Source organism: Sorangium sp. So ce281 (genome assembly GCF_051527395.1).
GTDB classification, from domain to species: Bacteria; Myxococcota_A; Polyangia; order Polyangiales; family Polyangiaceae; genus Sorangium; species Sorangium cellulosum_B.
On record NZ_CP150322.1, the window covers coordinates 5,694,648 to 5,716,402 of the forward strand.

Below are 21,755 nucleotides of genomic sequence, written 5' to 3' on the forward strand. Positions count from 1 at the left end.
GTCAGTAGAGGTGGCAAGCGCCGCAGTGCTCGGGCGCAATTTCACGAAGGAGGGGCAGCTCGTTCTGGCAGGTCGCGAAGGCCTGCGGACACCGGGGGTGGAAGCGGCAGCCGGACGGCGGGTTGCGCATGTCGGGCGGCGAGCCCGGGATGCCCTGCAGCCTGCGGCGCGGCCCACGGACCGAGGGGAACGACCCGAGGAGCCCCTGCGTGTAGGGGTGCTTCGGATCGCTGAAGAGGTCCTTGGCGCGGGCGGTCTCCGCGAGCTTGCCGGCGTAGAGGATGGCGATGCGCGTGGAGAACTCCGCGATGAGCGAGAGGTCGTGCGTGATGAAGAGGATCGAGAAGCCGAGGCGCTCCTTGAGCTCGGCGATCTGCTGCAGGATCTCCCGCTGCACGACCACGTCGAGCGCCGTCGTGGGCTCATCCATGATGAGGAACGGGGGCTTGAGCGCCATCGCGATCGCGATCACCACGCGCTGGCGCATGCCGCCCGACAGCTGGTGCGGGTAGCTGTTCAGGCGCGACGAGTCGATGTTCACGAGCTGGAGCAGCGCGGCCGCGCGCTCCATCGCCTGAGCGGGCGTCACGCCGTCGTGCGCGATGATCGGATCGGCGATCTGCTCGCCGATCGTCAGCACCGGGTTGAGCGCGGTCATCGCGCTCTGGAACACCAGCGCCATCTTCCGCCAGCGGAAGGCGCGGAGCTGCTCCTCGTTCATCGCCAGGACGTCCTGCCCGGCGAAGTACACGTGCCCGCCCGTGATGACCGCCGGCGGGCGGAGCAGCCGCATGATGGCCATCGCCACCGTCGACTTGCCGCTCCCCGACTCGCCCGCGAGGCCGAGCACCTCGCCCGGGGCGATGTCGAAGGAGACGTTGTCGACCGCGCACACCGGCCCCGTCGGGGTGATGAACTCGACCCGGAGATCCTGAACCGAGAGAAGCGGACTAGGCGCCATGAGTCCTCACCACCGGCGTAGACGGACCCGCCGTGACGTTGCGGCTCCTGAGGAGACGCGACCAGGCGCCCTCCGCGCGGAGCCGCGGGTTCGAGATCTCGTCGATCGCGTAATTGATGAGCGTGAGCGCGAACCCGACCAGCGCGACGCACACGCCGGTGGGCACGATGGTCCACCAGGCGCCCGTGAGGAGCGCGGCGTTGTTGCTCGCCCAGTAGAGGTTCGTGCCCCAGGTGACGGCGCTCAGGTCGCCCAGCCCGAGGAACTCGAGGCCGACCTGGGCGCCGATCGCGTAGACCGTCGCGCCGATGAAGCCGGACATGAGGAGCGACGTCATGTTCGGCAGGATCTCCACGAAGATGATGCGCGCGCTGCCCTCGCCGCTCACGAGGGCCGCGGACACGAAGTCCTTGTCGCGCAGCGCGAGCACCTGCGAGCGGAGCACACGCGCGTTCCACGCCCAGCCCGTGAGGACGAGGACGAACAGGATCGTCAGCGGCCCGGCCGGCAGGTAGGCCGCGATGACCACGGCCATCGGCAGGCCGGGGATGATCAGGAACACGTTCGTGAGCAGCGAGAGAACGCTGTCGATCCAGCCGCCGAAGTAGCCCCCGGCCATGCCGATCGCCGCGCCGATCGCGATCACGGCGAAGCCCGTGGCGAAGCCGACGGCCAGCGAGGTCCGCGCGCCGACGATCGTCTGCGCGAGCACGTCCTGCCCCTGGCCGTTCGTGCCGAACAGGTGCTCGGCGGACGGCGCCTCGTGCGGCATGCCCACGAACGCGTGCGGGTCCTGGCCCACGAGCGAGGGGCCGAGCAGCGAGAGGAGCAGGAAGAAGAGCACGATGAGCGTGCCCACCATCGCCTTGCGATTCGAGAGGAGCAGGCGGAGCCATCCCGCCGCACGGGAGGCGCCGCCCCCGCTGTTGCCTTGTTGCGCAGCCATCGCTTCTCCTGGACCCAGCCGTCAGCGCCCGCGGGCGCGGGGATCAAGAAACACGTAGATCACGTCGACCAGGAAGTTCGCCCCCAGCACGGCGAACGTGATGGTGAGGAAGATCCCCTGCATGAGCGGGTAATCCTGGTTTCGAACCGCCTGGATGAGCAGATAACCTTGCCCCGGATACGAGAAGACGATCTCGGTGAGCAGCGAGCCGGCGAGGACGAAGCCGAGCGCCATGCCGAAGCCGGTGACGTTGGGCAGGAGCGCGTTCCTCGCGGCGTAGGTGAACATGACCCGCCACTGGGAGAGCCCCTTGGCCTGGGCCATCGTGATGTACTCCTCGGACAGCACGGTGACCATCGCGCTGCGCATGCCGAGCATCCAGCCGCCGATGGTGGCGATGACGATCGACAGGGCGGGCAGGACGATGTGCGAGAGCACGCTCCCGATGAACTCCAGGCTCCAATCGGGCGAGAGCGTGTCGCTGTAGGCGTGGCGCAGCGGGAAGGCCCCGAGCACGAACCCGAGGACGTAGAGCGCCACCATCGCGAGCCAGAAGTAGGGGAACGCGCCGAGGAACATCAGGACCGGCGGCAGGACCGAGTCGAGCCAGCCGCCCCGTTTCCACGTCGCGACGATCCCGAGCAGCGTCCCCAGGCCGAAGCTGACGATCACGGCGACGCCCGACAGGAGCAGCGTCCAGCCGAGCCCCGTCGCGATGACCTCCGTCACCTTCGCCGGGAAGTGCGCCACCGAGGTGCCGAGATCGCCGGCCAGCGTGTGGCTCAGGTAGGTGATGTACTGCTTGTAGAGCGGCTCACCCGTGAAGCCGAACGCCTTTCGCAGCGCGTCGATCGCCTCCGGCTGCAGCTGCCCCCGGAAGCGCACGAACATGGCCGAGGCTGGATCGCCCGGCATGGCGCGCGGAATGAGGAAGTTGAGGGTGAGCGAGGCCCACGCCGCGATGAAGTACAAACCCAGCTGTCGCAGAAGGTAACGCACAGAAGCTCTCTCTTTTAACCTGCGCTCCGGATCAGGTCACGCCCAACTTCACTTCGGCTTGAGCTCGGTGAGGACGAGCAGGTACTCGGGCGGGTTGTTGGGCGACAGCTTCGCGTACGGGTTCTCCTTGCTGGGGAACCCCGTGAAGCGGCGTGTGTTGTACTCGCCCCAGGACGGCCCGGGGAACAGCGGGATCGAGGGCGCCGTCTCGGAGAAGATCTCCTGGAGCTGCTCGATGATCTTCTTCTGATCCGCCGGCTCGGTCGCGGCCTCGAACGCCTCGAAGAGGCCGTCGGCCTGCTTGGCGCCGAAGCGGTGCCAGTTGCGCGCCGACGTCTCGCCGACCGGCTTCGCGGTCGCGGTGCCGAGGAGGTCCCGGTAGAAGTTATAGGGGGTCGGCTCCTCGTTCGACCAGCCCATCGACAGGTCGAACGTGCCCTTCTGGAGCGCCTCGAAGAACGCGCTGAAGTCGTACGTCTTCAGCGTGGCCTCGACGCCGATCTGCTTCACCTGCTGCGTGACGATCTGCGCCGCGCGCACCCAGTCGGACCAGCCCGTGACGACGTTGAGATCGAAGCGCAGCGGCTTCCCGTCCTTCACGCGGATGCCGTCGGCCCCCTTGGCATAACCCGCCTCGTCGAGGAGCTGGTTCGCCTTGGCCACGTTGAACTTGACCCAGTCGCCCGCCTCGACCGTCTTCTGGCTGCGCCAGCGCTCGTGCGCGTCGCTCAGCGCCGTCGCGTCCGCCGGCCGCGTGTAGTTGTTCATGGCGACCTTGACGATCTGCTCGCGGTCGAGCGACATGCTGATCGCCTTGCGCACCCGCGCGTCGTCGAGGGGCTTCTTCGTCGTGTTCGTGTAGACGAACACCGTGCTGCCGACGAGCGGGAACCAGTAGTGGTGGTTCGTGGGGTCCTTGCCGACGTAGACCTTCTCGATCTCCGGGACGAAGTTGCCGGCCCAGTCGACCTCGCCGTTCAAGAGCGCCAGGTTCGCCTGGTCGTTGCCCGGGTACGCCGGGAAGCGGAGCCCCTTGATCGCCGGCTTGCCCTGCTGCCAGTAGTTCGGGTTCCGGCCGAGCTCGTAGATCTGGTTCTGGAAGGTCTTCACCTCGGTGAAGGGCCCCGTCGCGACCGGGTTCTCGTTCGTGTACGTGACCGGATCCGCCACGTCCTTCCACTTGTGCTCCGGCACGATCGGCTGGTGGCCGAGGAAGACGAGCCCGGGGACGTAGGGCCGCGTGAGCGTGAACTCGACCGTGGAGTCGCTCTTGGCCTCGACCGAGGTCAGCCACTTCCAGACGCCTTGCAGGTCGAGGGCGGCGTGCTTCTTCAGGAGCCCGAAGGTGAAGGCCACGTCCTTCGCCGTGAACGGTTGGCCATCGGACCACTTGACGCCGGGCCGCGTCGTGACGGTGAGCGTCTTGTTCCCGTTACCCCACTCGTACTTCGACGCGAGCCAGGGGGTGAACTCGCCCTTCATCGTGTTGTAAACGAGGAGCGGCTCGTAGATGCCAGCGACGGTTGGCCAGCGAACGTTGCCTGATGCGAGCAGAGGATTGAAGTTCCGCACCCATGACGCTTGCTGCTCGATCGAGACGGTCAGGAAGGTGTCGGCGGCCGGAGAGGCTTTGCCCGGACCCTGCGCGGTGCTCGCGGACTCCTTGGTCGGTTCGGTCTTGCTGCACCCCGCTGTGACACCGACCGAAAGCAGCAACGTCGACAACACGAACGTCCGACGCGGCAACAACCAGTTCCTCATGAGAATGCTCCTCGCGGGGCCCTCGTGGATACGCCCGAGCGCCCACCGTCCCTCTCCCACTCCTCAATCTCCCTGGAAGCCACCACGCGGCAGAGCGGCTCGCCAGAATTCGACACCGCGACGCAGTGCGCCATACCAGCATCCAGGCGTCGGCACTGTAGCCGTTTTCGCACAGCAGTGTCAACGGGGATTCGAGGTCGCTGTCAAGTTCTCGCGCCGCTTACTCAGGCGCGTTTTCAAGGGAGATGTCGTGGTGCGTCATGTCTCGCAGCAGCAACTCCGTCTCATGGTGCTCATGGTGTCATCACGCGTCATGAGGAATGATGGCTTAAGCACTTGCACTGTTATTTTCTTTGACAGCTGCAAGAAAGTAAACAGTCACAGACTGCGTCGGTTCAGGCACCTGAGGTGCGCTGCGGTCCACGCGCGTCCGGGGCACGTCTATACAGACGTCCGCGGGCGATTACAAGACCAGAAATTTCCAATTTCGCGCCGATGAACAGGGGGGAGCACGCTCCCAGGACGGGCGCGGACACCCCCTGGGCGGACAGAGAGGGAAGGCCGCGTCAGGGGCGGACGCGGGCGGAGCGTCGGGTGCGGTCAGCGTTGTAGTGCGGGCCGCCATTCGACGCCTGATGGGCTGGTCCTCTCCGCCGTGGCCGTGAGCACCACGTATCAGGAAAGGCTCCCTTCGATGTCATCATTGTTTCGCGCACGGGCGCGGGCGCCAGGCGGGCGGCCGCGAGCGCGCCTCATGGGAGCGGGGGAGCGGACGCTGGCACGCGGAGCTCGCTGCCGAAGAGCTCGCCGGCGGTGCAGCTCTCGAGGAACGCGCTCTCCTTACCCACCTTCAGCTGAGGCTCGGGCGAGCCCTGCACGACCAGCCCGAAGCGGTTGTCCAGGGCGCGAACCCGGGAGAGGCGGCCCGTGCTCCGGTCGTACAGGATGCCGGCGCGCGCACAGCCTTCCACCCGCACGTCATCGAGCGCGACGGTGGAGCCGGCGAGCGCGAGGACGCCGTCGGCGACGAGCTCGTCGCGCCGCCTGCCCTGTGCGGCGCGGGGATCACCCGTCACCCCGTCGACGACCGTCTGCGAGATCTCCGCCTCGGAGCCGAACAGCACCACGCCGGCCGTGCGGCTCCCGCGGACGAGGGACGAAGCGAGCCGGATCTCGTACCCCGCGGCGGCGACGCCGATGCCCGTGCTGTCGTCGCCGCCGTCGTCGTCGTCATCGCCGCCGTCGTCGTCGCCGCCGTCGTCGTCGTCGTCTGATTCGCCGCCCGAGGTGCCGTCGATCAGGCTCCCGATGATCTCGACCTTGCTGCCGAGGATCTCCGTGCCGGCGAAGACGCCGACGGAGCGGTTGCCGCTCACGACATTGCCCGCGAGCACGGCGGTGGCGCCCCGGTAGATGACGATCCCCTGCCCCACCGGCGCGCGGCGGTCCGGCGCGACATGCCCCTCGACGAGGTTGCCTGTCACGGTCGCCTCGGACCCGTCATATCCCACGAGCAGGCCGGTGCCCTCGTTGCTGCGAATGGCATTCGACACGAGCGTCACCCGGCCCTCCGTCACGGTCAGCCCGGCGCCGTCCCCCCAGCCGCCTTCGGCGATGGTGCCTTCGATGAGGTTGCCGCCGGCGATCAGCTCGGCGGACGAGTCGCCGACGTGAACCCCGGTGCCGCGGTTCCGGACGACAGCGCTGTCGTGAAGGCGCATCACCGCGCCGCGGGCGACGGCGACGCCGAATCCGCCGAGCAACGACCCGGTCGGGGCCGCCACCGTGCCCTGCACCAGGCTCCGCGTCATCGTCGCCGCGCTGCCCTCGCCGATGACGGCGACGCCGATCTCGGTGTTGCCGAGGACCACGCTCGAGTCGATGGCGACGCGCGCTTGCCGCGCCGCGTACACGCCGACGCCGTAAGGCGGGTCGGAGCTCCCGGGGCTCGTCCCCTCGACGAGGACGCCGGAGAGGGTCGCGGACGCGCTGGCCGCCACGAGGATCCCGGACAGCTGGTTACCGACGACAGCCGTGCTCTCGATCGACGCCTCGGCGCCGTCCTGCACGACGATCCCCTGGCCGTCCGCCGGGTAGCGCCCCGACGACACGGTCCCCTCGACGAGGCTGCCCACCACGGACGCCGTGGCGCCCGCCCGGAGCGCCGCCACGCCGGCCGCGCGGTTGCCCGTCACGGCGCTCTCCTTCACGAGGAGCACGCCGCCGGCGTCCGCAAGGGCGCCGATGCCGGTTCCTGCGCTGCCGTCGCGCGTCCCCTCGATCCAGCTCCGCGCCACCGAGAGGCGGGCGCCGTCGCCGGACTGGACGCCGGCATGCATGGCGCCCTTGACGTGAACGCGCTCGAGCGTCACGGCGCTCGCGCCGGTCGCCACGACGCCGGCGCCGTCTCCGCCGATCTCGATCCCCCGGAGCGTCACCTCCCCTGCGTCGACCACGGCCACGATCGCCGGAGGACTCACGGCCGAGCTGACCCCGCGGATCCGCACGCGCGAGGCGCACGGGCCGGCGATCTCGAGCGGCTTCGTGATGACGACCGGCTCGTCGTAGGTCCCCGCCGCGAGCGCGATCGTCCCGCCGTCGGCGACGAGCCCCAGCGCCGCCTCGATCGTCGTGACCGGCCTCGCCTCGGATCCGTCGCCGTCCGCGCCGGAGTAGCTCGGATCCACATAGACGTTCCCGGACACGCGCGGGACGCTCCCCCACGGCCCGCGCCCGCAGCCGACGGGGCCGTCGACCGGCACACACCCCGCTTCCGGCGTCGCGAACGTGCCTGTCGGGCACCTCGCCATGGCCGGCCTGCAGAGCCCGTCGTCGCCCGCGAGCGCCGGAGCGCAGCGGGGGATGCCAGCGGGAATACAGCCCTCATCGAACTTCGGTATCGTCCCCGCAGGGCATTTCGCCATCGATGGATGGCAGAGTCCGTCGTCCTCCACGAACAGCTCGGCGCACCCCTGGATGCCCACCGGCATGCACGCCTCCGCGGGGCCGAGGACGTGCCCGGGCGCGCAGCTCGGCGCGCGCGGCGCGACGCCCTCGCATGCGAGCGGGGCGCCGGAGCTCCCCGAGGCGTCGCTGCACGCCGCGACGAGCGGCAAGAGGGCCGCGATGCAGGCGGCCAGGCAAGATGAACCCGCGCGCGTCGCGCAGAAGCGCATGCAATCCCCTCCTTGGAAAGCGCTGCCTCGCGCGCCGCGGGCCCCCGCTCCTCGGGCGAACAGCTCTCCAGAGCTCCCGCAGCAGCGCGGAGACCGCGCGTAGCTTCCATGAACAGGCGCCCCGAGCGCCCGAGATCGTCGAGGAGCCCGCGCCAGGGTGACGAGGTCGCCGCCTGTGCGCCTGTGCGCCTGTGCGGCGCTGCGCGAGCTCCTTTAGCGTAATGAATCCTACAACGGGAGATGCGCTCCTGCCAGGCAAAGGAGCCGTGATCGCGCCGGCTTTCCCTTCGCTGCAGCGCCACGGACGGCTGCGCCGCGCCGGGTCTCCCGGGCGTGGGCGCGCGAACCTCGCTGACACCGAGGCTCGCGCGCGGCCGAGCGTGTGGGTCAGACGTCTTCTGTCAACCACGTTGAACCGGGAGAACGCGGCGCGGGGGACGCCCCGCGAGGGCGGCCGCTCCCGCTGCATCGCCGGCCCGCCGTCCGCGGCTGAAGGCGGCGACCGCGCCGTCGTTCCGGACGACGGGGTGACGCGCGGCGCGGCGCAGAGCGCGGCACACCCGCGCGACGACGGCGAGGTTGCCGCACGAGGAGCGCCGCGCAGGGCCCTTGTCGGCCGAAGTGCGCTGCGCACGGCGTGACCAGATGGCCGCAAGCGATGAGAACATCGCCGCCGACGAGCGCAGATGTCGAGTCGCCGCAGCCCCTGATTGCAGGGATCCACCAGGTCTTCGGAAATGCGGCTTGCCGAGCGCGATAAAGCCGCAAGTCGGGTCGTCCTCCCCCCGTCTCATGCCGTCCCGCCGCGCGCGGCGCGCGGAGCGCCCTGCGATGGACGTCGACATTTGCCTTTCTCCAGCGCTCGAAGGCTCCCACATCGGCGCTGCGAGGCGGCGCCGGCGCGGCGGCTCCCCGGCGCGATGAAACGGGGCAGAACGCTCACCCGGCGCGGATTCAGACAATGCACTTTCGCCGTCGCCGACGCGGCAGGCTCTGCACACGAGGAGTCAGGCACGCAGCCTGCTCTCCACGCCGTTCAACATGCCGGCGCGGGCCCGAGGGCCGTAGCAGGGCATGGAAGGAGGACGGATGGTTCGCTCAATCGATATGAAGATGGCGCACGCGGCGATGCTCTTTTCTGTGTTGATGACCGGGTGCGCAGTCGACGCGGTGGCTCCGCAAGAGGCCGACTTGGACCAGGCTGACGTCGACGTGGCGTCGAGTGAGCAGGCGTTGGAGGGCGAGGAAGCGACGGACGAGGAGACGCGGGGCGGCGGCCTGATCGGCGCGCCCGGGGTGCCGGGCAAGACCGATATCGGCCAGGGACCCATCAAGGGCGGCATCGGCGGCCCCGGTGGCCCGCTCCAGGGCCCCGGCGGCATCGGACAGGGCCCCTTTAAGGGCGGCATCGGCGGCCCCGGTGGCCCGCTCCAGGGCCCCGGCGACATCGGACAGGGCCCCTTCAAGGGTGGCCCGCTCCAGGGCCCCGGCGGCGTCGGGCAGGGACCCATCAAGGGCGGCATCGGCGGCCCCGGTGGCCCGCTCCAGGGCCCCGGCGACATCGGACAGGGCCCCATCAAGGGCGGCCTTGGCGGCGTCGGGCAGGGCCCCGGTGGCCCGCTCCAGGGCCCCGGCGACATCGGACAGGGCCCCATCAAGGGCGGCGGCCCGCTCCAGGGCCCCGGCGGCCCCGTCGGCCAGGTCGGGCAGGGGCCCGGCGGCCCGTTCGGGCAGACGGGCGGGATCCCCGGCCTCGGCGGCTTCCCGGGCATGGGCGGCTTCGGGTGGCCGCTCGGCATGGGCGGCTATCCGTACGGCGGCTCCGGCTTCCCCGGCGGGTACGGCGGGTTCGGCGGGTTCCCGGGCATGGGCGGCTTCGGCGGCGCGGGGTGCTGCGGCGGCGGCGGTGTCCCTGGATCGCTCTTTCCCTGACGTCGTTCCCCGGGCGCGACGGCCACGCGGCCGCCGCGAGCCGTGGTGAATCGGTACGAGGGTCCGCCCGAACCTGCGGGGAGAGCCCCACGAGCTCCCCGCGAGGCGGGCGGCCCGTCCGTCGACCGGCCTCTCGAGAGAGGGCGCCCTCCGTGGAGCGCGCGTCTCCTGAAGCGCTCGCCTCGTTGCTCCTCTCGCCCTGTGCCGGATCGAAGGCCGCCGCGCCGCGTGTCGCCAGCCGCGTGCGCGTGGGGCTTTCCAGGTTTCCTCGGCGTTCCGCGCGACGCGGCGCCCGGGCGGCGCGCGGGGCCCGCGAAACGTTGGACCCCCGCCGCGCGGTCGAGGCAGCATACGGCGATGGAAGACGCCCCCCTCCTCGAGCGCGAACCGGAGACCAACATCTTCGGCGAATCCATCGTGGTGTTTCACACCGCCGCGGACCTCATCGGCCTGGCTCCCCGCATCCGGCTGGAGCTCGAGCAGCCCGACTACGAGCACATCTTCTACATCACCACGCAGCTCCAGGACCGCCTCGTCCCCTTCCGCGGAGAGGCGGCCGCGGCCTACGAGCGGCTCCCTGCGTCGGTGATCCCGAACCGGGCCGCGATCACCCCGCTCTTCAACGGCAAGCTCATCCTCCGCCCCGAGGCGCTCCGGAGCGGCTCGATCCACGTGCAGGACGGGACGATCCGCCTCGCCGATCAGGGCCTTTACCGCATCCAGCCCGGCGCGTTCGTGCGCTTCAAGGCCTATCGGGTCCAGCACAACCAGGCGCGAGGGCCTTACAAGGGCGGGCTGCGCTTCCACAAGGCCGTGTCGCTCGACCTGTTCAACGCGCTCGCCGCCGAGATGACCTGGAAGACGGCCATCGCCGATGTCCCGTTCGGCGGCGCCAAGGGGGGTATTCGCATGGACCCGCGCGAGCACAGCAAGGAGGAGCTCGAGGCGATCTCGCTCCGGTACATGTACCGGCTGAAGCAGCTCGTCGGGCCCAACGTGGACATCCCCGCGCCCGACGTGGGCACGAACGCCGAGGTGATGGCGTGGCTCCTGCGCCAGTACAGCGACGGCGAGCGCGAGCGGGTGAACCACCGCGGCGTCGTCACGGGCAAGGACGTGCGCATCGGCGGCTCCGAGGGGCGCGTCAAGGCGACCGGGCAGGGGCTCGCGTACTGCATCGAGGAGTGGTACGCGCAGCGCGGCGTCCCCCTCGCGGGGGCGCGCTTCATCGTGCAGGGCTTCGGCAACGTCGGCTCCGCCGTCGCCGAGATCCTGTGCCGGATGGGCGCGCGGTGCGTCGCCGTGCAGGACGCCGACGGCGCGATCCACGACCCGGACGGCATCGACGTCGGCGCGCTGATGGCGCACGTCAACGAGAACCCGCAGAACCTCCGGCGGTCGGTCGCCGGCTACAGCGGCGCCGAGGCGATCGCGCGGGACGATTTCTGGAGCGTGGAGGCGGACATCTGCATCCCGGCCGCGCTCGGCGACGCCATCACCGGCGAGGTGGCCGAGCGGCTGAAGGCGAAGCTCGTGGCCGAGGGCGCCAACCGCCCGACAACGACCGAGGGCGACAAGGTGCTCGCGGAGCGCGGCATCAGCGTCATCCCCGACATCATCGGCAACGCGGGGGGCGTGACCGTCTCCTATTACGAGTGGATCCAGAACAAGCGCATGGAGCACTGGACCGAGGGCGAGGTGAACGCGCGGCTGGAGCGCGCCATCAAGAGCAACTACCGCCTGATCTGCGACATCGCGGAGGACCGGCCGCGCCGCTCGGAAGATCACGACTCGACCGGGCTCGTCCTGGGCAAGCGCCTGCCGATGCGGCTCGCCGCGATGGTGCTCGCGCTCAAGCGGATCGAGGCGCACTACATGCTGGAAGGGTTCTCCCAGTGATCTCGGCAAACGACGAGAGCGGCGCCGGAGTCCGGCCATCCCGCTGGCCGGGCTCCGGGCGGGCGGCGGGCGGACCTAGCGAGCGACGCCGTACCCGAGCTTCTTGATGCCGTAGACCTTGATCTTGTGCTGGAGCGTCCGCAGCGGCAGCTCGAGGCGACGCGCCGCCTCCGTCTGGTTCCAGTCGGACGCGCGCAGCGCCTCGAGCAGGAGCTCGGCCTCGATCTGCTCCAGGCGCGTCTTGAGGCCGACCGCGGGGGTCGCCGCCTGCCCCGGCTCGGACGCGCGCGGGGGGAGCGGCTCGGACGCGCGCTGGGAGAGGGCCGGCGCGACGCCGGGCTCGGACGCGCGCGAGACGTCGACGGCGCGAGAGGGCGTGGGCGGCGAGCTGGGAGAGGTCACCGCCAGGCGGATGCGCTCCGGGAGATCGCGCGCCATGATCGCGTCGCCCTCCGCGATCACCACCGCCCGCTCGATCGCGTTCCGGAGCTCACGCACGTTGCCGGGCCACGAGTAGCACTTCAGGAGGGCCAGCGCCTCGGGCGCGAGCGACTGGACCCTGCTGATGTTCGCCGAGTTCGCCTGCGCCAGGAAGCCCGCCGCGAGCGTCGCGATGTCGTCGCGGCGCGCGCGGAGCGGCGGGATGTTCAGCGTCATCGCGTTCAGCCGGTAGAGCAGATCGAGCCGGAACGTGCCCGCGTCGCACATCGCGTCGAGGTCGCGGTGCGTCGCCGCGATCACGCGGACGTCGACCTCCAGCTCCTTGGTCGCGCCGACGCGCGTCACCCGCTTGGTCTCGAGCACGCGCAGGAGCGCGGCCTGCGCTGCCGCGGGCAGCTCGCCGATCTCGTCGAGCAGGACCGTGCCGCCGGCGGCCGCCTCGAACACGCCCTTGTGCTGCTGGCTCGCCCCGGTGAAGGCGCCGCGCTCGTGGCCGAAGAGGGTGCTCTCGACGAGCAGCGCCGGGATCGCCCCGCAATTCACGCAGATGAGCGGCTCGCCGCGGCGCGGGCTGCCGTCGTGGATGAACCTGGCGAGGACCTCCTTGCCCGTCCCGGTCTCGCCGCGCAGGAGCACGGGGATCGAGGAGCGCGCGGCCCGCAGCGCCACCTCGACGAGCGATCGCATGAGCGGGCTCTTGGTCGCGAGGAGGTGGCCGTCGGCCTCCCACTGGCTCTCCGGCGGCGCGCCCGGCGGGCACGCCTCGTCGGGCGACCGGGTGCTGTCGACCTTCGGCGTGACGTAGACCAGCGCGCCCTCCGGGGGCGCGAGGCGCACGGGCTCGGCGGGGGCGGCGCTCCGCGACGCCTCGTGGCTGACCTCGATGAGCTTGTCGATGGACGTCGCGGCGTCGGGGGACACGGCGACCCCCGCGACCAGCACGGGCTCGCCCTCGCGGCGCGCGACGATCGCCTTCGCGAGCTCCTCGGCGAGCTCGGGGGTGACCTCGGGGAGCAGGATCTCGAGGGTGTCGGCGCTGTAGAAGGCGACGCGATCGACGGGCCTCAGCGCCTCGCGCACGCGGAGCCCCCAGTGGCGGAGGTGGCTCGCCTGCGCGCCGAGCGAGCGGACCACGACGAGCGCGAACTTGCGGCCGAAGAACCTGGACCGCACGATCTCGGCCTGGAGCGCGAAGCGGAGCGCGTCGGAGCCCTCCAGGCCGAACGGGGGCATCTCGCCCCCGGAGAGCACGTGGACCGACGCGACGATGCCGCCGAGCAGCACCTCGTCCCCGGCCTTGACCACGCCGCTCTCGACCCGCTGCCCTGAAATGCGCGTCCCGTTGCGCGAGCCGAGGTCCTCCACCACGACCTCGCCGCCCACGAGCGTGAAGCGCGCGTGCCGCCGCGAGATGCTCCTGTCCCGGATCACCACGTCGGCCGGGGCCTCCCTGCCGACGACGACGCCGACGCCGGGGCTCATCGGGGCCATCTCGACGCCGTCATGATGATAGACGAGCAGGAGCACACGCCGCTTCTCCGAGCGCGCGCCCTGGAGGAGCTCCCCTGTCTTGATGGACAGCGGCGCGGTCGTCGCCATGCGGCCGGTCCTGTAACCGCTCACACTGCCCAACTACGCCTCATTCCTCCCAACGGCAACCGGGAAGCGGCGGCGCCCCGGTCTTCGACGAAAGCGCGCGCGGGTGGCGAACGCGCGCGCAGCCTGGCGCTCTCCGCATGTCCGCACCACCCACCCACCCACGCGCGCTTTCGTCGAAGACCCGGGGGCGCCGCGCGGGGCGTCCGCATGGTAAGGAGGTCGGATGCTCCGTCTCAACGCCGAATGGACACAGGTGCTCCGCCGGTACAAGGAAGACCACCAGGATCCACGCAACCAGGCGTGTCACCAGGTCGGCATACCGCTGATCGTCGCGAGCTTCCCCGTGGGCGCGACGCTCATCGGCCTCCCGCTCGCGGCCGCGATGTTCGCGACCGGCTGGGGCTTCCAGCTCGCGGGCCACTGCTTCGAGGGGAAGAAGCCGTCGTTCGTGGACGACAAGCGGAGCTTGATCATCGGCGTGCTCTGGTGTCTCGAGAAGTACGGCCTGCGCGTCTTCGAGGAGACGCCCGCCGAGGAGACGCCCGCCCCCTGACGCTCCTCGCCAGGCGCTTCCCGGGCGCCGCCCACGCGCACGGCTGTGACGCGGACAGATCGACTTCCTGCATCAGAAAACCTGGAACATGGTTTTCTCTGCCACTGTGCTGCATTGCGCAAAGCTTTCTTGACGTGATGCACGCACGGTCGTACCTGTGTCGCGGGCGGGGGCGACGACTCTTCCTATTTCGGGTCCTCGGCGGGCAGCACGCCCGCCGGCGCATCGACGTCCGTCCGCCCGTGCCTCTGTCCCGACGAGCTCGCGGAGCGTCGGGACCGGCACGCCGCAGGCGATGAGATGGACGAGGAGACGGGGGATGGGGGGTGCGGGGAGCATGAGGGGGAAAGTCGCCGTGATCACGGGGGGCACCTCGGGGATCGGGCTCGCGACGGCATCCGCGCTGGCGCGGCAGGGCGCCCGGGTGACCGTGCTCTGTCGCCGGACCGGCTCCGACGGCGCGAGGAAGCTCGCCGCGCTGAAGGTGCTCGGCGAGGTCCACCTCATCGAGTGTGACCTCGGCCGGCTCGCGTCCGTGCGCGCGGCGGCCCGCCAGGTGGCCGACCGGTGCGGGGTCGTTCACCTGCTCGTGAACAACGCGGGCGTGTTCCTGCGCGAACGCGCGGAGTCGGCCGACGGCCTCGAGATGACGTTCCAGGTGAACTACCTGTCGCATTTCCTGCTGTCGAACCTGCTGCTCGACCGGCTCAAGGCCGCGCGCGACGCGCGCGTTGTCAACATGGTCGCGCCGGTGGACAGCATCCGGCTCGACTTCGATGATCTCATGTCGAAGCGCTCGTATTCGTTCCTCTCCGCCTCCGCGCGGTCGAAGCTCGCGCTCGTACTCGCGGCGCGCCGCCTCGCGGAGCGGCTCTCGGGCACAGGAGCCCAGGTGCTCTGCTACTACCCTGGCCTCGTGCGCTCAGGGCTGTTCGAGGGGACCTCGCGCGTCCTCAAGGCGCTGATCGACGTCGTGGGCGCGACGCCGGCGCAGGCGGCCGCGAACCTGCTCGCGATCCTGGCCGACACGGCGCCCGCCGGGAGCCCCGCCTTCTTCGAGCGGACCAGGGCGAGGCCTCTCAAGGGAATGGCGACCGACGCGGAGGCGGCCTCGCGGCTCTGGGAGATGAGCTCGAGGCTCGTCGGCTTCACCTGAACGGAAGGGCCCCCCGGCTCACCGGAACCCCCGCTTCTTGAGCTCCGCGGCGAGCGACGACTGCACGCGCTCGACCTCCCGGCCGATGGCCCGGACCGCCTCCGTCGCGCTCTCGAGCGTCCCCGCGCGCGCCTCGCGATCGAGCCGGGCGCAGAGCTCCTTCAGGCTGGAGGCCGCGAGCGCGTCGGCGCTCTCGTAGAGCGCCCAGGCGAGCCGCTCGAGCTCGCCGAGCGCGCCCTGCGCCGCGGCCTCGCGCATCGAGGCCACCCGGGTCGGGGCCTCCGTGAGGAAGAGCTCGATCATCTCGGTGACGACGTCGGGCTCGACGGCGCGCAGCCCGCCCCGCGGCAGCGAGGAGGCGGGCTGGCCGCGCTTCGACGTCGACGGGGGCGAGGGCGTGACCAGGGTCGGCGGAGCGAGCTCCACGCTCGGCGGCGCGCCGTCCGGACGGGCGGCCTCGTACGCGCCGGACCGCGACGCCGCGCCGGGGGGCCGGCGCCCGCGGTCCGCCTCGTCCTGCCTCGGCGGCTTCGATGAGGCCGTCGCTCGCGCCGACCTCGGCGGGTGCGCGCGCGCCCCGGCGGACATGTGCTCCGGCGGCAGCCCTGCGAGCAGCCGCAGGCTCGAGTGCAGCTGCGCGCGCCGGATCGGCTTGATGAGCACGGAGTCGACCTCGGCGCGGCTGGGCGCCTCCCTGCCGACGTAGGTCATGAGGCCGACGCGAACGGGCGCGATCGCGGGGTCCGCCCTGATGCGCTGGAGCAGCATCAGGCCGTCGAGATCGGCCAGCTCGAGGTCGATCAGCACCATGTCGTAGGCGGCGCCGGCGTCCGCCGCCTCGCGCAGCGCTGCCAGGGCGGCGGCGCCGCTGCCCGAGGTGCGGCACGCGAGCCCGAGCTCCTCGCTCAGCTTTCGCACCACCTGACGCACCGAGCCGCTGTCGTCGACCACGAGCACCCGCTTTCCGGGCAGGTCGATGCGCGGGATGAGCGCGCGCTCCGCGCCGCGCGCGCGCCGCTCGAACGGCAGCGCGAACGAGATCCCATGCCGGCGCGCATCGATGTCCGCGGGCTCGCAGAGCTCGCCGCCCATCGCGACGACCAGGCGCTTCGCGACGGCCATGCTGGACGCCACGCCGAGGTCCCGCCCGGACGCAGGCCGCGCTCCCGCGCCCGGCGCGCCCGCTGCCCCCGGCGCCGCCGCGCCGTCCGCGCGCCCTGCGCCGCCCGCGAGGCGCACGTCGAAGCGCACCCGCGCGCGCGCTCGCTCGGGCGCGCCGTCGAGCCTGCCCTTCGCCTCGTCGTTGCGGGCCGCGTCCAGCGCGGCGCGCACCAGCACCTCGCCTCGGGGCGCCGCGCCGATCGCGGTCGCCACGACGTTCAGCAGGATCTGCCGCAGCCGCGCGGCGTCGCCGCGCACCGCCGCCGGCACGTCCGGCTCGACGTCGAGCACGAGCTCGGTCCCCTCGTCATGCGCGCGATCGCCGAGCAGCTCCGCGGCGTCCTCGATCACCCGGCGCAGATCGAAGTCGGCGTGATCGACGGGCAGCCCGCGGCCGTCCGGCTGGCCGAGCGAGATGAGATCGTCGACCATCGAGAGCACCGCGTCGCCGCTGCTCCGGATGCGCCGCGCCCAGGCGCGCTGCTCCGGGTCGAGCTCGCTGTCGAGCAAGAGGCTGCTGAACCCGACGATCCCGCCGAGCAACGCCCGGATCTCGTGCCGCATCTGCGCGACCGCGCCCGCCTCCCCCTCCTGATGGGCGGGCGCCCATGGCCGCGCGACCGGCGCCTGCGGCGGGAGCGCGCGCTCCGCGGACTCGCTGCTCCTCGTGCCGGGGCTGCTCTCTGGGCCGCTCCGGCGCTGCTCTTTGCCTGCCATCGACGCCCCGCCACGCCGTGGTCGCCCGCCCCACGCGGACCCCACGACGCCGGAGCTTCAAGTGTACTGCTTACAATGCCCCGGAGAGAAGCTCGCCGTGCGCGCCGCGACGACCGCTCCGCGCCGTGCGCGCGCCAAGCACGCGGGTTTTGCGCGGGTTTTGTGCGGGGTTTGCGCGATATTCACGCCATGTCAGCTCCCGCGCCCCGCGCCACGGCGGGGGCGCTCGGCGGCGCCTCCCACGGCTCGCGAGGCCCACGGGGGCGACACGCGTCCCCGAGCGCCGTCACGACGACGCGCTCGCGATCGACCGCCGCTTCGGCCGAGAGCACGCTGACGGCCGACGGGTCCTCGGACGACGCGAGCGCGCGCCGGCTGTGCCCGAACAGGCGCAGGAGCAGCTCCGGCGGGGCGAAGTCGAGGTCGCTCTCGTGGACGAAGAGCCGCCCGAGGTGCTCGGCGTAGGCGCTGGCGAGCACTTGGAAAGGGATCCTGTCGAAGGCGAGCGCGCGCCGGCGGCTCGCGGCCGCCGACCCGAGCAGCGCCGCGAAGAGGGTCGTGTAGATGGCGCGGAGCCTGATCCGCATCGAGGCCGGGCTGCGCTTCAGGGCCTCGCGCAGGAAGTGGACGTTGAGCGGGACGTGGAACGACTCGTCGCGCGTCAGGATCGTCAGCATCTGGCGCACCGCCGGGTACCGGGCTTCCCGCAGCGCGAGGCGGTAGGTCGTCGAGCCGATGGTCTCGAACATGAGGTTCGTGAGCACGATCGTCTCCACCCGCTTCGCGCGGCCGTACAGGCGATAAAAGGTGCCGGTGACGCGGCCCATGGGCCGGACCTCGCCGCCGATGTACGCGAGGAACTTCGTGAGCAGCTCGCGGTGCCACCCCTCCTCGTCGCCGTAGAGCCGCAGGCACTCGCCGAGCTCGGGGTCCCAGCCGCTCACCTCGTCGGCCAGCGCATGCGCCTGCATGAGGCCGGACTCCTCGGCGCGGAACGCGGCGTTGAAGAAGGCGATCGCGGCCTGGCGCTCTCCCTCGCTCTCCCACGGGATCGGCCGGGAGAGGTCGAGCTCTTCGTCGTACATCCGCTCCGCGCGGCGGCGCAGCATGCTGAGCCACCACGAGGTGGCGCGCTGGACGGGGGGCTTGCGGGAGATCGGCTGGGACGCTGCAAAAAGCATCGGGCAAGGACCCCGTCGGTGACGGAGGAGGAGCCGTCTCCTCGATCGCACACGACGGGACGGACGGGCGGCACCATAGCGCAGTTGCTCGGCGCGGCGCACCCGGGAGCGCGGCGCGCGCCGCGGGCGGAAGGCTGCTCGGGGGCGACGGCTCCCTGCGCGCTCGATCGACGGGCCGACGGCGGCGGGGCGGACGGCCCGGGGGGCATGTCGCTCGGGTCACACGCGCGCCGCGCAACCGTACGTAACCGTACGTAACCGTACGTAACCGTACGTAGCCGTACGTGACGCTACGCAGCGCCGCGCGAGACCCCCGCGCAGGCCGAGGCGCGCGTTCGTCGCCGAGGCGCGCTTTGTACGCCCCTCCGGGTGGGATACCATAGTCGACCCACTGTGTTCTTCGAGCAGCTCGAGCTCCCCCTCGGAGGGCTCTATCCCCAGACCGAGCCCACGCGCATCCCACGGACCCGGCGCGTCTTCGTCAACCGCAACCTCAAGCTTGCGGGGATCGACTGGGTCGGCTTCGACATGGACTACACCCTGGCGATCTACAACCAGACCGAGATGGACAACCTCTCGATCCAGGGGACCGTCACGAAGCTCGCCGCGCGAGGCTACCCCGAGGAGATCCTGCGGCGCCTCCGCTACCCGATCCACTTCCCGATCCGCGGCTTGCTGATCGACAAGCGCTTCGGCCACGTGCTCAAGATGGACCGGTTCAAGGTGGTCCAGCGCGGGTACCACGGCCTCCGGGAGCTCACGAAGGACGAGCTCCGATCGCTCTACCAGCACCGCAAGATCCGGCCGAACACCGCCCGCTACCACTGGATCGACACGCTCTACGCGCTGAGCGAGGCCACGCTCTACGCCGGCATCGTCGATGCCCTCGAGGAGCGCGGCGTCGCGCTCGACTACGCGCGGCTGTTCACCGACATCCGCGAGTGCATCGACGAGGCGCACCGGGACGGCACGATCCTCGACGTCGTCCTGTCCGACCTGCCGCGCTTCGTCGAGCGCGACCCGTGCCTGGCGCAGACGCTCCACAAGTTCCGCTCGGCGGGCAAGAAGCTCTTCTTGCTCACGAACTCCCGCTGGCCGTTCACCGAGAAGATGATGACGTACCTGCTCGGGGACGCGATGCCGGAGTACCCGAGCTTCCGGCACTACTTCGACGTCATCGTCGTCGCCGCGCAGAAGCCGGCGTTCTTCCAGGAGCGCCGCCCGCTCCTCATCCGCGACGGCGCCGAGCCCCGCCCCGCCACGGCCCCGCTCGAGCGCGGCGCCATCTACGAGGGCGGCAACCTCAACGACTTCGAGAAGTTCCTGAACATCTCCGGCGACCGGGTCCTCTACGTCGGCGATCACATCTACGGCGACATCCTCCGCTCCAAGAAGGAGAGCGCGTGGCGCACGGCGATGATCATCCAGGAGATGGAGGCGGAGGTCGCCGCCCACGAGTCCTGCCGCCGCGAGCACATGGAGAGCGCCCTGCTCGAGGGGCGCCGCGAGGAGCTCGAGGACCAGCTGCGCTTCTACCAGCAGCGCTACAAGGACCTCACCCGCAAGATCGAAGAGGAGCAGCAGAAGAGGAACGGCGCGACCAACGGGGGCGGAGCGCCGCTGCTCGCGGAGGCGAACGGCGAGCACGTCCAGATCGACTACGCGACGTCGTTCTACGAGGCCGAGCGGGGCCGCACCAAGCGCGCGGTCGAGCGCATCCGCGGCCAGCTCCGGGCCGTCGACGCGGAGGTCGGCAAGCTGGAGCGCGAGATCGCCCGCCGCTTCCACCCCTACTGGGGCTCGCTGCTCAAGGAGGCGAACGAGACGTCCAGCTTCGGCGATCAGGTCGAGGAGTACGCCTGCATCTACACGTCCCGCGTCTCGAACCTGCTCGCCTACTCGCCGCTGCAGTACTTCCGGAGCCCGCGCGATCTGATGCCGCACGAGCTCTGATCGCCGAGGCCTCCGCGCCGGTGCGCGGGCGCCGCATGAGGAGATCGCCATGAGCATCGCCCGCCCTCGCCCGCTGTTCGTCGCGCTCGTCGCCCCCGCCCTCCTCGTCGCCGGCTCCGCCGGCTGCGGCAAGCGGGCCTGCTTTCACTGGACCGCGCTCGAAGGGGCGTGCCCGTCGAGCCACGAGGCGCGCGTGTTCTTCGAGAACCCAGGCTGCGTGAGCGCCATCGAGTCCATCGACAGCGAGGCGGATTTCGACGGCGAGCTCTGCTGCTACGACGTCACCACGGTCGACACCGGCGACGAGGAGTGCACGACGGTGCAGGGGCCCATGTCCGGCAGCGCGGGCGGCGGACGCCCCCCCATCCCCAAGTAGCCTGGGGCGCAGCGCGCGGCCCGCGCCGCGTCACTTGCAGCAGCGGAAGCCGGTCGAGTAGTCGTGGTACCCGCGCGCGTGCGCGGTGGTCTTGTACTCGCAGCCGTCGCCGTGCTTGGCGCTGTCGAGGTAGTAGCCGCCGCGGAAGGTCCCGCGCGGCGCGCTCGTCCACTCGTGCAGGTTGCCCACCATGTCGTGGACGCCGAAGCTGCTCTTGCAGCGGCGGAACGCGCCCGAGGACGCCAGCGTGCCCGGGAGCTGGTTCAGGCGGGCGTCGTTCATGTTGGCCCACGTGAACGCCGACTGCGGGGCCTCGCCCCCCTGGCCGAAGTAGCGGTTGAACGACGAGACGCCGCTGTCGTTGCAGGCGCCGCGCTCCCGCTCGCGTCCGTAAGGGAACACCGTGGCGCGCTTGCCCCTGCACGCGGTGACCCACTCGTCGTCCGTGCAGAGCCGCTTGCCGGCGTGCTTGCAGGCCGCCTCGGCCTGATCCCGGCTGATGTACGCCTGCGGCTTCACGCCGCGCCGGCTCACCGCCTTCACCTTCAGCTTGCCGACCGGCTCGAACGGCGAGTGCCGGCGCTTTCCGCCGCCGGAGAGCAGCTCGACGGTGCTCGCCTCGAAGCGGTCGATGCAGAACGTCCCACGCACCGAGGCCATTCCCGCGGGGCACGCGGCGCGCGCGGCGGCGGCCGCCCGGGGGCTCGGTAGCCCGAGGACCGCGAGGCCGAGCGCCGCGACGCCCGCGGCGAAGGCCGGCGAGCGCGCGAAGGACAGGGCGGGCCGGCGCGCGAGGGGGTGAGACGAGGAAGGGGGTCGCATCGCGGAGAGGCCCGGGCCCGGGGCCGGGGTGAGCCTCTGGCCATAGCCGATCCCCGGCGCGGCGGGCAATTCGCTGCAGCTGGCGGAGGCGGGCCCGGACGCGCGCTGCTGGCGCTGGACGA

Annotated in this window: 15 protein-coding genes; 6 read left to right on the plus strand and 9 right to left on the minus strand. The window is 71.3% G+C overall.

Annotated elements, in window-relative coordinates; all coding sequences use genetic code 11:
- Nucleotide 1: 1 nt before the first annotated feature.
- The 5 genes from WMF27_RS21585 to WMF27_RS21605 form a co-directional block, all read right to left on the minus strand.
- Nucleotides 2–961: an ABC transporter ATP-binding protein gene (locus WMF27_RS21585; protein ID WP_437767002.1), complete on the minus strand. Its 960-nt coding sequence runs from the start codon at nucleotides 959–961 to the stop codon at nucleotides 2–4.
- Nucleotides 951–1,907, minus strand: coding sequence for an ABC transporter permease (locus tag WMF27_RS21590; RefSeq protein WP_437767001.1), 957 nt, complete (start codon nucleotides 1,905–1,907; stop codon nucleotides 951–953). The genes WMF27_RS21585 and WMF27_RS21590 overlap by 11 nt, the downstream gene beginning before the upstream one ends.
- Nucleotides 1,908–1,928: 21 nt before the next feature.
- Entirely contained in the window at nucleotides 1,929–2,906 is a 978-nt protein-coding gene (locus tag WMF27_RS21595; protein ID WP_437767000.1) for an ABC transporter permease, read from the minus strand.
- 48 nt (nucleotides 2,907–2,954) lie between these two features.
- A complete protein-coding gene (locus tag WMF27_RS21600; RefSeq protein ID WP_437766999.1) occupies nucleotides 2,955–4,667 on the minus strand; it encodes an ABC transporter substrate-binding protein in 1,713 nt (570 codons plus the stop codon).
- A gap of 752 nt (nucleotides 4,668–5,419) precedes the next feature.
- Nucleotides 5,420–7,843 carry a right-handed parallel beta-helix repeat-containing protein gene (locus tag WMF27_RS21605; protein ID WP_437766998.1) on the minus strand — a complete coding sequence of 808 codons (2,424 nt, stop codon included), beginning with the start codon at nucleotides 7,841–7,843 and terminating at the stop codon, nucleotides 5,420–5,422.
- A 1,191-nt stretch (nucleotides 7,844–9,034) separates the two neighbouring features.
- On the opposite strand from WMF27_RS21605, the gene WMF27_RS21610 reads away from it, so the two are divergent.
- Both WMF27_RS21610 and WMF27_RS21615 read left to right on the plus strand, forming a co-directional pair.
- Complete coding sequence (locus tag WMF27_RS21610) at nucleotides 9,035–9,775, plus strand: hypothetical protein (protein ID WP_437766997.1); 741 nt, start codon at nucleotides 9,035–9,037, stop codon at nucleotides 9,773–9,775.
- A gap of 357 nt (nucleotides 9,776–10,132) precedes the next feature.
- Nucleotides 10,133–11,674, plus strand: coding sequence for a Glu/Leu/Phe/Val family dehydrogenase (locus WMF27_RS21615; protein ID WP_437766996.1), 1,542 nt, complete (start codon nucleotides 10,133–10,135; stop codon nucleotides 11,672–11,674).
- A 75-nt stretch (nucleotides 11,675–11,749) separates the two neighbouring features.
- Here the strand turns inward: WMF27_RS21615 and WMF27_RS21620 are convergent, their stop codons facing one another.
- Complete coding sequence (locus WMF27_RS21620) at nucleotides 11,750–13,738, minus strand: sigma 54-interacting transcriptional regulator (protein WP_437766995.1); 1,989 nt, start codon at nucleotides 13,736–13,738, stop codon at nucleotides 11,750–11,752.
- Between the two features lie 199 nt (nucleotides 13,739–13,937).
- Between WMF27_RS21620 and WMF27_RS21625 the strand changes: the two genes are divergently transcribed.
- Together WMF27_RS21625 and WMF27_RS21630 are read left to right on the plus strand one after the other, a co-directional pair.
- Nucleotides 13,938–14,267, plus strand: coding sequence for an Mpo1-like protein (locus WMF27_RS21625; RefSeq protein WP_437766994.1), 330 nt, complete (start codon nucleotides 13,938–13,940; stop codon nucleotides 14,265–14,267).
- Between the two features lie 337 nt (nucleotides 14,268–14,604).
- Entirely contained in the window at nucleotides 14,605–15,423 is an 819-nt protein-coding gene (locus tag WMF27_RS21630) for an SDR family NAD(P)-dependent oxidoreductase (protein ID WP_437766993.1), read from the plus strand.
- An 18-nt stretch (nucleotides 15,424–15,441) separates the two neighbouring features.
- Here WMF27_RS21630 and WMF27_RS21635 read toward each other — a convergent pair whose 3' ends face one another.
- Both WMF27_RS21635 and WMF27_RS21640 read right to left on the minus strand, forming a co-directional pair.
- Nucleotides 15,442–17,301 (minus strand): response regulator, encoded by a 1,860-nt coding sequence (locus WMF27_RS21635; RefSeq protein ID WP_437944480.1) that lies wholly within the window; start codon nucleotides 17,299–17,301, stop codon nucleotides 15,442–15,444.
- Between the two features lie 182 nt (nucleotides 17,302–17,483).
- Nucleotides 17,484–18,482 (minus strand): ferritin-like domain-containing protein, encoded by a 999-nt coding sequence (locus WMF27_RS21640; RefSeq protein WP_437944481.1) that lies wholly within the window; start codon nucleotides 18,480–18,482, stop codon nucleotides 17,484–17,486.
- Nucleotides 18,483–18,875: 393 nt separating this feature from the next.
- Between WMF27_RS21640 and WMF27_RS21645 the strand changes: the two genes are divergently transcribed.
- Both WMF27_RS21645 and WMF27_RS21650 read left to right on the plus strand, forming a co-directional pair.
- Nucleotides 18,876–20,435 (plus strand): HAD-IG family 5'-nucleotidase, encoded by a 1,560-nt coding sequence (locus WMF27_RS21645; protein ID WP_437944482.1) that lies wholly within the window; start codon nucleotides 18,876–18,878, stop codon nucleotides 20,433–20,435.
- Between the two features lie 49 nt (nucleotides 20,436–20,484).
- A complete protein-coding gene (locus WMF27_RS21650) occupies nucleotides 20,485–20,811 on the plus strand; it encodes a hypothetical protein (protein ID WP_437766989.1) in 327 nt (108 codons plus the stop codon).
- A 30-nt stretch (nucleotides 20,812–20,841) separates the two neighbouring features.
- On the opposite strand, the gene WMF27_RS21655 is transcribed toward WMF27_RS21650, so the two are convergent.
- Nucleotides 20,842–21,633, minus strand: coding sequence for an SUMF1/EgtB/PvdO family nonheme iron enzyme (locus WMF27_RS21655; protein WP_437766988.1), 792 nt, complete (start codon nucleotides 21,631–21,633; stop codon nucleotides 20,842–20,844).
- Between the last annotated feature and the right edge of the window lie 122 nt (nucleotides 21,634–21,755).

Coding starts and splice junctions, on each gene's coding strand:
- WMF27_RS21585 (WP_437767002.1), bottom strand. CDS start 961: ATGGCGCCTAGTCCGCTTCTCTCGGTTCAGGATCTCCGGGTCGAGTTC.
- WMF27_RS21590 (WP_437767001.1), bottom strand. CDS start 1,907: ATGGCTGCGCAACAAGGCAACAGCGGGGGCGGCGCCTCCCGTGCGGCG.
- WMF27_RS21600 (WP_437766999.1), bottom strand. CDS start 4,667: ATGAGGAACTGGTTGTTGCCGCGTCGGACGTTCGTGTTGTCGACGTTG.
- WMF27_RS21605 (WP_437766998.1), bottom strand. CDS start 7,843: ATGCGCTTCTGCGCGACGCGCGCGGGTTCATCTTGCCTGGCCGCCTGC.
- WMF27_RS21615 (WP_437766996.1), top strand. CDS start 10,133: ATGGAAGACGCCCCCCTCCTCGAGCGCGAACCGGAGACCAACATCTTC.
- WMF27_RS21625 (WP_437766994.1), top strand. CDS start 13,938: ATGCTCCGTCTCAACGCCGAATGGACACAGGTGCTCCGCCGGTACAAG.
- WMF27_RS21630 (WP_437766993.1), top strand. CDS start 14,605: ATGAGGGGGAAAGTCGCCGTGATCACGGGGGGCACCTCGGGGATCGGG.
- WMF27_RS21635 (WP_437944480.1), bottom strand. CDS start 17,301: ATGGCAGGCAAAGAGCAGCGCCGGAGCGGCCCAGAGAGCAGCCCCGGC.
- WMF27_RS21640 (WP_437944481.1), bottom strand. CDS start 18,482: ATGCTTTTTGCAGCGTCCCAGCCGATCTCCCGCAAGCCCCCCGTCCAG.
- WMF27_RS21650 (WP_437766989.1), top strand. CDS start 20,485: ATGAGCATCGCCCGCCCTCGCCCGCTGTTCGTCGCGCTCGTCGCCCCC.
- WMF27_RS21655 (WP_437766988.1), bottom strand. CDS start 21,633: ATGCGACCCCCTTCCTCGTCTCACCCCCTCGCGCGCCGGCCCGCCCTG.